15 protein-coding genes, 2 pseudogenes and 1 riboswitch are annotated in these 13,606 nt (G+C 39.1%); of the genes and pseudogenes, 5 read left to right on the plus strand and 12 right to left on the minus strand.

The features are described from left to right. Positions 1-182: 182 nt before the first annotated feature. The 4 genes from IQ19_RS28630 to rpsN all read right to left on the minus strand — a co-directional run bounded on the left by IQ19_RS28630 (position 183) and on the right by rpsN (position 1,672). Positions 183-662, minus strand: coding sequence for an FAD/NAD(P)-binding protein (locus tag IQ19_RS28630; protein WP_242021050.1), 480 nt, complete (start codon positions 660-662; stop codon positions 183-185). A 61-nt stretch (positions 663-723) separates the two neighbouring features. Next, positions 724-1,095, minus strand: a complete 372-nt coding sequence (locus IQ19_RS18680; protein ID WP_144544029.1) for a hypothetical protein — start codon at positions 1,093-1,095, stop codon at positions 724-726. A 32-nt stretch (positions 1,096-1,127) separates the two neighbouring features. Continuing rightward, a complete protein-coding gene (locus IQ19_RS18685) occupies positions 1,128-1,379 on the minus strand; it encodes a type B 50S ribosomal protein L31 (RefSeq protein WP_144544031.1) in 252 nt (83 codons plus the stop codon). A gap of 23 nt (positions 1,380-1,402) precedes the next feature. Further along, positions 1,403-1,672: a 30S ribosomal protein S14 gene (gene rpsN / locus IQ19_RS18690; protein WP_144544033.1), complete on the minus strand. Its 270-nt coding sequence runs from the start codon at positions 1,670-1,672 to the stop codon at positions 1,403-1,405. A 359-nt stretch (positions 1,673-2,031) separates the two neighbouring features. On the opposite strand from rpsN, the gene IQ19_RS18695 reads away from it, so the two are divergent. Then, positions 2,032-2,979: a CobW family GTP-binding protein gene (locus IQ19_RS18695; RefSeq protein WP_144544035.1), complete on the plus strand. Its 948-nt coding sequence runs from the start codon at positions 2,032-2,034 to the stop codon at positions 2,977-2,979. On the opposite strand, the gene folE2 is transcribed toward IQ19_RS18695, so the two are convergent. Continuing rightward, positions 2,929-3,909, minus strand: coding sequence for a GTP cyclohydrolase FolE2 (gene folE2 / locus IQ19_RS18700; protein WP_144544037.1), 981 nt, complete (start codon positions 3,907-3,909; stop codon positions 2,929-2,931). The two genes, IQ19_RS18695 and folE2, sit on opposite strands and share 51 nt — an antisense overlap. 91 nt (positions 3,910-4,000) lie before the next feature. Beyond that, on the minus strand, positions 4,001-4,573 hold the full coding sequence (gene dcd / locus IQ19_RS18705) for a dCTP deaminase (protein WP_144544039.1): 573 nt from the start codon (positions 4,571-4,573) through the stop codon (positions 4,001-4,003). A gap of 635 nt (positions 4,574-5,208) precedes the next feature. Between dcd and IQ19_RS18710 the strand changes: the two genes are divergently transcribed. From IQ19_RS18710 to sufU, 4 genes are all read left to right on the plus strand, one after another. Further along, on the plus strand, positions 5,209-6,156 hold the full coding sequence (locus tag IQ19_RS18710; RefSeq protein WP_144544041.1) for a CobW family GTP-binding protein: 948 nt from the start codon (positions 5,209-5,211) through the stop codon (positions 6,154-6,156). A 167-nt stretch (positions 6,157-6,323) separates the two neighbouring features. After that, positions 6,324-6,716 carry a (2Fe-2S) ferredoxin domain-containing protein gene (locus IQ19_RS18715; protein WP_144544043.1) on the plus strand — a complete coding sequence of 131 codons (393 nt, stop codon included), beginning with the start codon at positions 6,324-6,326 and terminating at the stop codon, positions 6,714-6,716. Positions 6,717-6,730: 14 nt separating this feature from the next. After that, positions 6,731-7,720 (plus strand): CobW family GTP-binding protein, encoded by a 990-nt coding sequence (locus tag IQ19_RS18720; protein WP_144544045.1) that lies wholly within the window; start codon positions 6,731-6,733, stop codon positions 7,718-7,720. 36 nt (positions 7,721-7,756) lie between these two features. Then, positions 7,757-8,200: a Fe-S cluster assembly sulfur transfer protein SufU gene (gene sufU / locus IQ19_RS18725; protein ID WP_144544047.1), complete on the plus strand. Its 444-nt coding sequence runs from the start codon at positions 7,757-7,759 to the stop codon at positions 8,198-8,200. Positions 8,201-8,561: 361 nt separating this feature from the next. Here sufU and IQ19_RS18730 read toward each other — a convergent pair whose 3' ends face one another. The 6 genes and pseudogenes from IQ19_RS18730 to IQ19_RS28635 form a co-directional block, all read right to left on the minus strand. After that, positions 8,562-9,542, minus strand: a complete 981-nt coding sequence (locus IQ19_RS18730) for an ABC transporter substrate-binding protein (protein ID WP_144544049.1) — start codon at positions 9,540-9,542, stop codon at positions 8,562-8,564. A 23-nt stretch (positions 9,543-9,565) separates the two neighbouring features. Further along, on the minus strand, positions 9,566-10,330 hold the full coding sequence (locus IQ19_RS18735) for an ABC transporter ATP-binding protein (protein ID WP_144544051.1): 765 nt from the start codon (positions 10,328-10,330) through the stop codon (positions 9,566-9,568). Positions 10,331-10,332: 2 nt separating this feature from the next. After that, positions 10,333-11,373 carry a FecCD family ABC transporter permease gene (locus IQ19_RS18740; RefSeq protein WP_144544053.1) on the minus strand — a complete coding sequence of 347 codons (1,041 nt, stop codon included), beginning with the start codon at positions 11,371-11,373 and terminating at the stop codon, positions 10,333-10,335. Beyond that, entirely contained in the window at positions 11,370-12,206 is an 837-nt protein-coding gene (locus IQ19_RS18745) for a class I SAM-dependent methyltransferase (protein ID WP_144544055.1), read from the minus strand. The genes IQ19_RS18740 and IQ19_RS18745 overlap by 4 nt, the downstream gene beginning before the upstream one ends. 67 nt (positions 12,207-12,273) lie before the next feature. Next, a pseudogene (locus IQ19_RS18750) lies at positions 12,274-12,465 on the minus strand (cob(I)yrinic acid a,c-diamide adenosyltransferase); the annotation flags it as partial. Position 12,466: 1 nt separating this feature from the next. Then, positions 12,467-12,743, minus strand: a pseudogene (locus IQ19_RS28635) (uroporphyrinogen-III C-methyltransferase); the annotation flags it as partial. Between the two features lie 424 nt (positions 12,744-13,167). Continuing rightward, positions 13,168-13,346, minus strand: a riboswitch (cobalamin riboswitch). Between the last annotated feature and the right edge of the window lie 260 nt (positions 13,347-13,606).

The following is a 13,606-nucleotide window of genomic DNA, read 5'->3' on the forward strand; positions in this document are numbered from 1 at the left end:
CTAAAGGGATGCCTTTTTATTAAAGTGACTTGACCTGGGTAGAGTGATGAAAGCTTGATTACTGAATGTGCTGCTGTAATGCCTCCCCCAATAACGGCCACTGTCGGCCGAAATTTCGAAATATTTGCGGCTTCATCAAAAATATGAAACAGCTGATTTTGGCCAAGCTTAATAGAATCTGCTCATTCAGGCACATTTAGCTGATCGTTGATGCCTAGCGCCAATACGACATTATTTGCTTCTAGACGTTCTCCGCTGGCTGTGCTGATACACCACATTTCGTTCTCCCTATCGATTCCGTTTACATATCCTTGATGCCAGCTTGCCTCTAAGCCGAGATCTTGAAACAGTGATTGACTGTGCTCATTGAAAATCTCCAGCGAAGGCCTTTTATAGACACCATAGAACTCACTTTTCTTCCTATGGTGGTTCACCGCATAATTTCTTAAGCTAAACGGATCGACATCGAGGTGATGCACAAATGGTGAGCGTAAAAATTTCATGCCAATCCGTTCTGAACTTTTAGTCCACTTAAATAATGGCATTTCATGCGGATCAATAATTCGCAGTTTATCTGTTGTTACCTTATTATTTTTTACTAAGAAGGCTGCAATGGTACTGCCCTGAATGCCCCCTCCTACCACGATCCATTCATAGACCATACGTGCCTCCTGCTATATCCCTTATAATACGAAATCATTACGATTTAAAAAGGAAAAATTTTTACGATTGACGTTCGTTTAGGGAAAAATAAAAGTATTTGACTTTATTGCGCCTATCTTTCTTTCTTGTTCTTAGACTATCTGTTAATTCGACCCATGTAACATTTCTTAGTTTATTCTCCAGTTTCCTGTTGATAATGTCTTCAATTTCATGCATGGTCATAATTAGCTGTCCAAATGAAAGATTAAAATGCTCTGCGGCCTGCCTATGAGGTGAGTGCTTCACAAGAAGAGCCATAAATTCTTCTGATGTCGAAGCATTTTGAGCCAATTCATCTTCCAGCTGAACAACAAATTCATAAATCTCCTTTTGCTTTGGAGGAAGTGATTTTATGATCTCTCTTGAGATAATTTCCATCAGATGCGAATTCATACCTTTAACCTCACCTTGCCAAGTGGAAAACCTTAGTTTTTCTTCATGTTATATCTCTTCATAAAACGTTCAGCGCGTCCACCGCGATCGGTGAATTTCTGAACTCCAGTATAAAACGGATGAGTATCTGAGCTTACTTCAACTTTGATTAATGGATATGTGTTTCCATCTGCCCACTCAATTGTTTCGCTGGATGTTTTTGTTGATCCTGTTAAAAATTTAAAGCCGCTGTTCATATCTATGAATACTACTTTATGATAATCTGAATGTATATTTTCCTTCATTCTCATTACCTCCAAATTTTATTTTACCAGCTGGATTTTTTTACTCCTGGAATTTGTCCTTTATGTGCAAATTCCCTGAAAGCGATTCGGGACATTTTAAATTTACGGAGATATCCCCGAGGTCTGCCGGTTACCTGGCAGCGATTTTTCAAACGGGTAGGTGATGAGTCCCTTGGCAGCTTTCTTAAAGCATCAAAATCCCCTTTTCCCTTCAATTCCTTCCGTAATTCTGCATACTTTAATACAAGCTCTTGACGTTTTAATTCTTTTGCTACTTTTGATTTTTTTGCCAATGAATTCACTCCTCTTTTATCTTAAATCGTAACAATTACGATTTGTTTATTGAATAAAGCTATTAAATCACAAATATTTTATTTATGCAACACTCCTGTCTGATCAAAAAAATGCAAACTTGATTCTCTTCTTAAATAGCACAAACTCATGAAGGGTCATTTCACATGGGGTTTTTGAAAATCGTTTTGCATTTTCCTTCCGATTAGTTAATATACGTTTCCTGGATTACTTGCAACCTTTTTAATAGACAGTTTCTATAAAAAGTAAGTAATATCTTTGAATCTCATATTCATATAGTTAATATCGTAATTAAATCGTAATGATTACGTTCTAATATAACAGTAAAGGAGAGGATCGAATGAAAAAAATTCCTGTTGTTATTGTTAGCGGCTTTTTAGGAAGCGGCAAAACCTCATTTCTGCAAATTATGATTGAACAATGCATTGAAAACAAACTTAAGCCTGGAGTGGTGTTGAACGAATTAAGTGAAGAAAATGTAGAGGATCATTTATTTAGTGGGAATCCATTGTATGAAATTTTAGGCGGATGTATTTGCTGCACGTTGAAAAGTTCCTTAAAACAGGTTTTCGAGGAGCTTTTGACTAAGCAAGCACACACCCCTATTGACATCTTGTTTATAGAAGGGACAGGTGTTGCTAATCCTTTAGAATTAAAAAATGTGGTCATAAGGGATGAGTTCAAAAAGTACTTTGAATTTCATTCGCTTGTCACTTTAGTTGATGCAAGCAATTTTTTAGATTTTAAGAGCATCTTATGGACAAGTAAAAATGAACGTGAATTAATGCGGCAGCAAATCATTTCTGCGGATTTAATCTGTGTAAACAAAACAGATTTAGTAAAGCAAGTCAAGCTGGATAAAGTAATAGCTAAATTAAATGAAGATGTACAATCCAGTGCGATAATACTTAAAACCACACACGCGGCTATTCCTTTATCGACGATTCTGAGACTTAAAACAGATAAAGGGAATGAAAATGTGATTAAACATCCCGTACACCATTCTGGAATTAAAGCTGTCCAGTTAAAAGGGATTAAAAACATTGAGAGGCAGACTTTCATAGATTGGTTTAATAATCAGCCTGATCTCTTAAGAGCAAAAGGGATTATTACTTTTAAGGAGGATAAACAGTTTTATTCATTTCAGTATGCAGCCAACCAACTGGCTATCAGTCCCGTAAGATTTAATAGAGACCCTATCATCGTACTAATTGGAAATGGAACAAAAATAGAAAATTTAAAAGAAGATTTCATAGAAAAAGTCGATAGCCGAAAACTTGTTAACTAAATGACACCAGCCCGATTTTTTTATATCGGGCTGTTCAACTTTAATTTTCTTTTTATAGGTCAATGTCGCAATAGCATCATGAAGGTGGATTGATTCTTCGTTTCTGCATTCGACTGTAAATCCATTTATCCATTCCTTCTCATATAAGTCTGCTGCTACAAGCCTAACCATATCTTCAACAAATCTTGGGTTTTCATATGCTGTTTCTGTCACAATCTTCTCATCAGTTCTTTTTAACAGTGGATGTATACAAGCGCTGGCATTCGATTCTGCGGCATAAAGTAATTGTTCTTTCCAATCCTCACTCAACACTGTTGGATCAACAGAAATCTTAACAATCCCTCTTTGGTTATGTGCACTGTACTCTGAGATTTCCTTTGAGCATGGACAAAGTGTCGTAACCGCGCATGACAATTCACCGCTTATTTTATAATTTTTATCAGAATCCTGTTGAACCGTCATTCTGACAGTTGCATGATTCAGTCCGGAAAGCTCTGAAGAAGGGCCCTTTCTCTCATAAAACCAAGGAAATTCGACTTCTACTCTGACATTTTTTTGCCCTAGCCGTGCTGAAAGATCACTGACAAACTGATACAGCTGTTCTTGCTCCATTGTAAATCCCCGTAACCTGTACTCCTCCAGTTGTTCAATAAACCTGCTCATATTTGTCCCCTTCTGATTACCGGGTATGCTAGAAGTCAGCGTAAAGGCAGCGATGGTTCCTTGTTTAACAGGTTCAATAAAGCTATTAATGGTTACTGGAATTTTAACATTGCTTATACCAACGCTATCAATATTAAACAAAAAATCATTTTTCTGGCTCTGTAAATCAACCATTTCATCTTTAATTGCAGGCTTCAGCTTCTCCCCTGGCTGAACCGACCCAAACAGCTTATGCCGCTCTTGTTTTGAAGGTAATTTTAAGTTCATAAATACATCCTTATTTCTTTATTTTTTAATTTTAGTACAAAAAACTATCTTACTCACAATTTCCACAAAAGCTGAACATTGCGATAATCTATTAATCAAAAATTTTAAATTTATTGACTTGATTATTAATCTGTTCTGTATCAGCATCCTCATAGATTTTGCTTTCAGTGGATTTTTGCTGACCATTATATTTTCCTTTATAAGGCACACTTTCTTGATCTAAGGCAGCAAAGACCAGCTGGCAAATCCTTCTCCCTGAAATAAGTTCAATTGGCACTCTATTTGCATTATAAAGCTCTAATGTGATATTTCCCTCAAACCCGGGATCAACCCAGCCTGCATTTTGAATGAAAAGTCCTAGCCTGCCAATCGAGCTCCTCCCTTCCACAAAGGCAGTAATAGTGTTTGGCAGCTGAATATATTCCATAGTTGTAGCCAATACAAATGCATTTGGAGGTATAAGGATGCGATCTTTATAAATTTCCTTATAAACTGCTGGTCTTTCGAGCGAAATGGAGGGAGTTGCATATTCATCCAGCTGCAAAAAGTGACTTCCAATGCGTAAATCAACTGAAGCAGGCTGAAGCTGTTCTGATGTTAAGGGCTCAAGTACAAGCTCTTTGTCTATTATCTTTTTTTCGATGGTTTTACGAGATAAAATCATATGTAAGGACCTCCTTATCTAATTTATGTGTTACCGTTTTTCAATCATTGCTTGTGAACGCTGATTAACCGGCTTAATTGATGCTGAAAAATAAGACCAATTAATAGGAGATAGTATTAATTAGGTAATTGTTGCTCCTGGCGATGTTCAAGCTGACAAGAAAACAACAGCCCCTTAACTCAAAACCGGAAAATGCAGCAAACCTAATGTTATGTACAATAGATCTCATTATATTTTTGCTGCTCTAGGAATAAGGACGTTTCTTAATAAAAAGCACATTTGTACCACTATTCAATTTACATTAATATTTAAAATGGTTTTCGGCTTCTTGGTGCTTCCATTTAGGTACTTCTACTTTCCACTAAAATTCAGCGCTCTCAACACCGTTAAGATTTTTTTCAGGGAGCCAAAAACCTCTTTGAGATCCATGGTTTTCCTTTCATATCTTTTTCTCACCTGGTATGGAGATAAATAAAACGTAATGGTTACGATTTACTATAAAGTTAATTTACCATCTATTTTTTATAGAAACAAGGCACAAATTTATTTTTTAGTTCTTTTCTCTTGTACAGACAATATTTTATTTTTATAATAAATCGGAATAATTACTATTTATACAAAAGGAATGATTGAACGTGAGCAAGGAAAAAAAAACAGAAATCAATATATTATCCGGATTTCTAGGCTCTGGGAAAACCACACTCCTGCAGAGGTTATTAAAAAATGAAGAAACCCGGAAAAGAAAAGTGGGAGTGATCATGAATGAAATTGGCCAGGTCTCAATTGATTCCGCAGCAATACCAGAGAATACTCCTTTAAAAGAACTATTAAATGGCTGTGTCTGCTGCACGCTATCAGACAAACTGGAAGTCCAAATGTATGATTTATTGGAAAACCATAATCTTGATGTGGTTTATATTGAAACAACAGGAGTGGCTCATCCTCTGGAGGTTTTGGATGCTTGTTTGTCCCCTCTTCTTGCAGACAAGATAAACATAGGAACAATTATTAGTGTCATAGATGCTTCAGGCTGGTCCAATCGCCATAGCTTTAAGCGTCCGCTGCAAAAATTAATAACCGAACAAGCCAAACATGCGGATGTAATTGTGTTAAACAAAGTAGATCTCATTTCAGATGAAAAACAGGAAGAAGTCATGAATGAGCTACATGCTTTAAATCAAACAGGCAAAATAGTGACAGCTGAATTTACGAATATTGATGTTAATAGCATGACAGTAAGAAAAACATCAAAGGATACAGCAAGAGAAAAAGTTCATGCAACCGAGCACCTCCATATAAAAACATATGTCCATACCTTTGAAAATCCGGTCAATAAAAATCGATTTGAAGAATTCCTGAGAAATATGCCAGAGAACGTTTATCGGATCAAGGGCTACATTCGATTTGAAGGAGATCCAGCTACATTCCTCTTTCAGTATGCTTATGGAGTTCCCTATCATACAAACGCTGGAATAAAGATGAAGGAATTGCTGGTTTTTATCGGTGATGAATTGGATCATGAAGTACTGAGAAAATTGTTATTACAGCTTGAACATGACCTCCCGCCAAATGTGACTGGCTGATTATCATTTTTCTTTTCTATTTGCTTTTAAAATAAAAAGCATATAAAATTACAACATAAAACGTAATGATTACGATTTATTTTTAGGACGGATGGCTGGAAAATGCCATGAAATCTTCGTTCGCTCAAAAAATTTCAGCATCAATTAACATTGGGAGGTATTTAAAAATGGCAACTTGGGATTTAAGCAATACAAAGCATCACCTTCTTATCTGCAATGGAAGCAGCTGCAACAAAGCCGGAGCAGAAGAACTGACCCAAGCGATCCGGAACGAAATTCAAAAAAGAGACCTTGATGATGTCATCCATACCACTCGTACGCGATGCAACGGCCGCTGCTATGATAAATGTGTCTCCATTCATTACCCAAAAGGAACATGGTACAAAGACTTGAAAGCTGAAGATACTTCTCCCTTCATTGATTCAATTCTCGAGGATGAGGATTATACAGAAAAAGTTAGCCATACGTTTACGCTTGAGGGTTTTGTTCGGAGTTCAGGCATCAATAGAGGCGTGTCAAAGGATAAGGAAAAAGTAAAAAAAGCTTCAAAAATTTTATAAAGTGAGGGAAAAACATGAATTTCCTGCAAGACAAAAAAATACCCGTAACCATTCTAACCGGCTATTTAGGGGCTGGAAAAACCACATTATTAAACCGTATTCTAACAGAGAAGCATAGTCAGAGAGTGGCTGTTATCGTGAATGAGTATGGCGAAGTTGGAATTGACAACCAGCTGGTGGTTAACTCTGATGAAGAAATATTGGAGATGAACAATGGCTGTATTTGCTGTACAGTTCGTGGAGATTTAATCCGTATTTTAAGAACGCTTGTTTTTTCGATGGAAGAAGGTCATGTAAAGTTTGACCGTGTCGTAATTGAAACGACAGGTCTGGCTGACCCTGCACCTGTTGCCCAAACGTTCTTTATGGATGACCTCTTATCCGAAAAATTCCAGGTTGATAGCATTGTTACGGTGATTGACAGCAAACACATCACCCGTCATTTGGATGTCCATGATGAAGCACAGGAACAGATTGCTTTCGCTGATGTAATTATCTTAAACAAAACAGATCTGGTTTCAGAGGATGAGCTGGCTGTACTAGTGGGCAGAATCACAAATATGAACCCTGCTGCTAAAAGGCTGTATAGTAAGAATTGCAAAATCAACTTAGCAGATATCCTGGGAATACATACTTTTGATGTGAGCCGCAAGCTTGAAATCGACCCTCATTTCCTTGAAGAGCATCATCATCACCACCATGACGATAAGGTTTCTTCCATCGCTTTTCGGGAGGAAAGACCTCTTGATATGAACAAGGTAGACCAATGGATGAGCTATCTTGTCCAGGAAAAGGGCGAAGACCTGCTCCGATATAAAGGGATTCTCCATATCAAAGGCTTAGAAAAACGGGTTGTTTTTCAAGGCATACACATGCTGTTCTCAGGATTTCCCGACCGGGAATGGAAGGAAAACGAAAGCAAAATGAGTGAGCTCGTGTTTATTGGAAAGGACTTAAATAAAGAGGAATTAGAACGGCAATTCAAAAACTGTATTGCCAATTAATACAAAATCTGTTCCACAAGGGAGGAATGCAGCCCTATGCTTGACAATCTGTACCGTCAAGTCATCATTGATCATTATAAAAGCAAAAGAAATTTTGAAGAGCTCCAGGGGGAGGATGTAGTAAAAGTACACTATAAAAACCCTACCTGCGGAGATATTATGAATTTATACTTAAAGTTTGACAACGGGTCTATAAAAAAAGCAGCTTTTCTCGGTGAGGGCTGCAGTATCAGTATGGCCTCAGCATCCATGATGACAGAACTGTTAAAAAATAAAACGCTCACTGAAGCAGCTTCTTATAGAAAAGCCATGGAAAATTTAATTCGACGAGGCCACATACCTGAATCCATAGATATAGGAGACAGTATGGCATTACAAGGAGTGCATGCATTAAGAGCCAGACATAATTGCGCTTTGATGACCTGGCAAGCATTAGATCGGGTTTTAAAGGATAATCAGGAGTATACAAACTTTTTGTAAATTCGTAATTCAATCGAGCAGTTGGCGCTGCATTTGTTCTAAATTCCAGGTTGTCAAAAAACTGACCTCCCTCTCTTTATTACAAGCTTTATTCACATAGTTGTTTTTAAGCTTATAGATGTTGCCCGTTGATTTCCGCTGCGGACACTTGATTTCCGCGGGGAGGAACGGGAGCCTCCTCGGCTTCGCCTGCGGGGGCTCCCGCTCCCTCTCCTTCCGCAGGACATTGAATAATCTCCCTGAATCAACACCGCACGAAGAAAATGCGAATGCACTTTCGAGGATCAAGTGCCCTCCGCTCCATCAACTCAGCGGTTAAACTTAGTTCGAAATTAACAAAATTTACAAAAAAAGTATAATTTTAATAAGCATCCGGATAAAATCCTTTTGCCAAAATTTCAATGGCTTCCCCAACTCGAACTCCTTCAGATGCTGCTGATAGTGGCAAGATGACAAATCGCTCATTTTGTACAGCAGGTGTTTGGCTTAATGCCGGGTCCTTTTTTAGGAACTCAATTTTTTGTTGGGCTGTTGTTGAACCATAATCGATTACTACAATGACCTCAGGCTGGCGTTCTACTGCATCTTCTTTTGAAACGGTCGCCCAGTTTCCTTTTACATCCCCGAATATATTATGGCCTCCTGCCATTGTCACAAGTGCATTCATGATGTTTTGTGTGGCAGTGAACACATCTGTTTCACCGCTATCGTATACCAAAACATCGAGCGGCTCTTTTACTTCGGGTAATTGTGAAGTAATCGCTTCAATCTCTTTATTCATTTGGCCAATTAGTTTTTCACCGCGTTCTTCCACCAGGAAAATTTTTGCGATATTGCGAATGTCACTATAGATATCTTCCAAGGTTGGTGCCACTTTAACAGATGAAGATTGTAAGTAGCTATTTATGCCCAGCTCCTTTAATTCTTCGCGTGTTGCAATGTTTTTCTCATTGAAGGCACTTTCCCAGCCTCCATATAGAAAGTCAGCTTCCGCCGAGATGACTTGCTCTTTTGATGGATATTGCTCAGCTAATACTGGTACCTTGTCGTATGCCTCCTGTAATGGCTCATAAATCTCATTATCCCGAAATGCCGTCCCGGCCATTGAGTCTTCCAAACCAAGTGCCAGCATGATTTCGGTCACATGCTGATTTAATGATATAGCACGCTTTGGTGCTTCTTCGTATTCATTGACAACCCCTTCATTTTCGATAACAACTTTCTCCGTTTGCTCTGTTTGTTTGCTTTTCATCTTTGCTGTGTTTGCCTCTAGTGCTGAGCAAGCGGCTAATAATAATGATGCCGCTAGGAACAGGAAAGCCCAAATTCTGCTATTTTTCATGTTCATAGGTCCCTCAATTCAATTTAATAATTTGTGTAAAAAAATAAATGAAGTTTTTTGGTAAATGGGTTTTTCGAAACACCAGCCTGCATGTGGAAGACTTCCTTCAATGTCTCTTCTGTCAAGACTTGTTCCGGTGTTCCCTCCATATAAAGAGCTCCATCTTTCATGACCAGCAGTATATCACAATACCCAGCTGCCAAGTTTAAATCATGGAGGGCTGCCACAATGGTTATTGGCAGATCCTTTACTAAATCCATTAATTGATATTGATGTTCAATATCCAGATGATTGGTCGGTTCATCTAAAATTAAAATGTTTGCCTGCTGTGCAAGGGCACGTGCGAGCATAACCCGTTTCTTTTCGCCGCCGGATAATTGGCTAAACGTGCGGCTCTCTAAGTGAAGCACATTTGCAAGCATCATGCTTTCTTCGACAATGGCAAAGTCCTGGGGATTATCAGCTGCCAGCCATTTTTTGTACGGCGTCCTCCCCATCATGACTAAATCTTTCACGGTAAAATCAAAGAGTACCGGTGTTTCCTGACTCACCACGGCTAATTCCTGAGCAAGCTTTTTCTGTGGAAAATGGCCAATATCTTTTTCATATAACGTCACTAAACCGCTCGTTTGTTTTAAATAACGATAGATGATTTTTAGCATCGTTGATTTTCCGCTTCCATTAGGTCCAATGATGCCAACGAATTTTCCTTGTTCAACGGAAAAAGTGATATTGTTTAAGATTTGCTTGTCTGGCACTGAAAAGGACATATTTTTGACTTGGAGCATCCTTATTCACCGTCCCCAAAAGAATAACGTTTTCGCCTAAGCATCCAAATAAAAATTGGGCTTCCGCAAATAGCGGTAATAATCCCGATTGGCATTTCTTCAGGCGCCAGGACAATACGTGCGGCCATATCCGCCCAAACTAAGAAAATGGCACCGCTTAGGGAGCTTATCGGCAGAACCATTTTGTAATTTGACCCCACCATCATCCGTACTATGTGAGGGATAATCAGCCCGACGAAGCCAATGCTTCCGCTAACTGCAACGACAACACCGGTCAGAAGGGATACAAAGAGAATAATAAAGATTCGAAACCGGTCCAGATTAACGCCAAGAGTCGCTGCCGTTTCCTCTCCAAGCAATAAAGCATTAAGCTGGCGATAATTCATGAGCAGCAGAATAAAAACCAGCAGCAGTGAGAAAAATGGGATGGCCAGATTGGACCATTTCGCACCTGCCAGACTGCCGAGCATCCAATGCATGACCGCTTGAATGCCGCCCTGCTGCTTGGACATCATCAGCATAAAATTTGTAATGGCGGATAAGACCATTGAAACCGCAATCCCAGCCAAAAGTAGTCGAATGACCGATATTCGTCCATTGACACGTGCTAAAAAAAACACAGTCACGACCGCAAAAATGGCCCCTAAAAATGCGGCCAGGGATATGGCATAGACCCCCAGTACGCTGAATGCACCGAGTAAAATAACCGAAGCCGCTCCAACGGATGCTCCTGAGGATACACCCAGAATGTAGGGATCTGCAATTGAGTTCTTCACTAATGCTTGAATGGCTGCGCCGCAAATGGCCAGTGCGGCTCCTACGATAGAAGCAAGTACAATACGGGGGAATCGTATATCCCATATAATAACCGCCTGTGCATTAGAAGCATCTGTTTCTATTAATATACCCAGCTTAAAGAATAGCACTTCCCAAATAAAGCGCGGTGTAATATCAACAGATCCTACCATCACGGCAATAGTCATGGAAGCAAGCAATCCCACGACCAGTGCACCTATCAGTAATGTAAACCGAGTCTTAGTCATATAAGATTCACTGGCTCCCAGCTAATGACCGCCGCATAGAAAGGATAACGGTACACATACTGGCCATCCTCTTTGGAAATAAATCGTTCTAATGAGGCTTCCACATGTGTTTTATCAATCTTAGGTGATAAGATTTTCTTGCTTTGGGCTTCATATAACTGCTGCCATGTATCATAACGATGCTCACGCTCAAGCTTTATCATTTCACAATCAGCAAAAATGCCTAACTGGTACAGCATATTGAAGATCATGATATAATCCCGGCGCGGATATTTAATGTCATAGCCAAACTGCTCATCTAAAATGACGTAATGCGGCTGAATAGGCCCTGTTGTTAAGCCGATAATGGCACGCTTTTTGGCCAGCCTATTCATTTTCTTCAGCGTTTCATTCATTTCATACATCCGATAAAAGCAGTTCACCCCAATAACAACATCATGCGGCTCCAATTGTGCTTCTTCCCATTTGCTATGGACAAATTGGATAGGGGCACCATCTTCAAAGTACTGCTTTAAATAAGCGAGCACACTCTCCGAACCATCAACCAGCGTTAAACTTCTGACATCTTTGCTGAGCGGGAATGTATAGTTGCCCCATCCAGGCCCAAATTCAATGCAGCTTGAGTTTTCCGGTATATACGGCTTCATTTTTTCGTAGATCTTTTTTGCATACTCATCTGTTTGCTTGTATCTTTTTTTCTTCATGGACAGCGCCCAAAAGGCTTCTTCCAGCTCATCATCGACCATTCGCCCCGGCATCTTGCCATGCCAATCCAGCATGCCTTCCTTCCAGAGCTTCTCAAAATCAAATTGCAAAGGGGATTCTTTTATCATTTAAATTCTCCTCAATTTCCAAAGCCCAATGGACAATCTTTTTAAATAAAACAGCGGCCCTTGCTGCTTAAAACTCCAGCCCCTTTATGGCTTTAATATCCTGTTCAGCATAATAATGTTTGGTGGCATTGATGGTTGACACTAAATCGGCTAAATCTAGAATGGATGGATGTGCAGAACGGCCTGTGATAACCAGATGCATCTTTTTTGGACGGTTTTCAATGGCGTCTAACACCTAAGATAATGGCAACACATCGTCAAACAAATGGGTCGCCGCCCTTTAAACGAAGCACCTGATTGCTAAGGTTTCCCTGTTCCACCAGTAAACGATAAATTTCATCCTGGATCAGTCCATGTTTGCCCGGCTCTTATCCGCAATAAATCAGCTCAGCATCCACTTTTGCATATTTAATAATTCAGCATTCACAAGGCGGTCATACAAAATTACATCCGCCTGCTAAATGCATTCCAATCCGCGAATCGTCAATAGTTTGGATCACCTGGGCCTGCTCCAACAATATATACAAATCCACGCACTTTTCTTCTCCTAAACGCTTAAACAGCCAGGCTTCACATTTTTGCGCATCGCCTTGTTCCACCCACTGCAATAACTGTGGGTCTAATAGCTCTGCTAAAAGCTGTTTTTTTGTATCGCCCGTAAACTTTTTTACTATTCGGTGACGGGCTTTCTTTAAAAAAGTAACATACTGTGCATAATGCTCTACTGCCCGTTTTGTTATAAAATAAAGTTCATGCGCTTTGCCTACTACAGCAAGCGAGGGAGCAGGCGCTTGCGCTAGACAGTTCTTAAAGTTTAATGCTTTCTTACCAAATAAAAATGCCTGCACTCCTTTTCAAAGGAATACAGGCATATGAAATGACAGTATAAAAATAAGCATACATACTGAAACTCAAAAACAATTGCATGAATTGTCCCGCCTATACTTCTCCCTCCGAAAAGCAAGTGTCGTTTAAATAAGCAGGTTTCCTGACTTGAGCTTCTTCTTACTCTTACACCTTCCCGATTTCTCAGTGGCATTGTAATTTCATCAGCTCTTACAGTAGCGGGGGCTGTACTAGACTTTCACTAGTTTCCCTTTTACCTCAACAAAAGTGAGCACTTATTTAAATTGATATATTAATTTTTTACTAATATAACATATAATGACCAAATTTGACATATTATTTTTTTGAAAAATTTAAGAGAAGATTATGTTACCGTTCACCTTTAACGAACAGACTTTCATTTATGAAGAAAAATAAATGATATTGGTGCTAGAATAGATTAATAGGGATAGATGGCTTTTGTGTTCCTACAGCTGGAACTCACAGACTAACACCTTTCTAATTAATCCACCATATCCCCTCAAGAGAAAATTCCAAGTTAATAGTGGATATTT

It is taken from the genome of Cytobacillus oceanisediminis, from assembly GCF_007830235.1.
In the GTDB taxonomy this organism is placed as follows: Bacteria; Bacillota; Bacilli; order Bacillales; family Cytobacillaceae; genus Cytobacillus; species Cytobacillus oceanisediminis.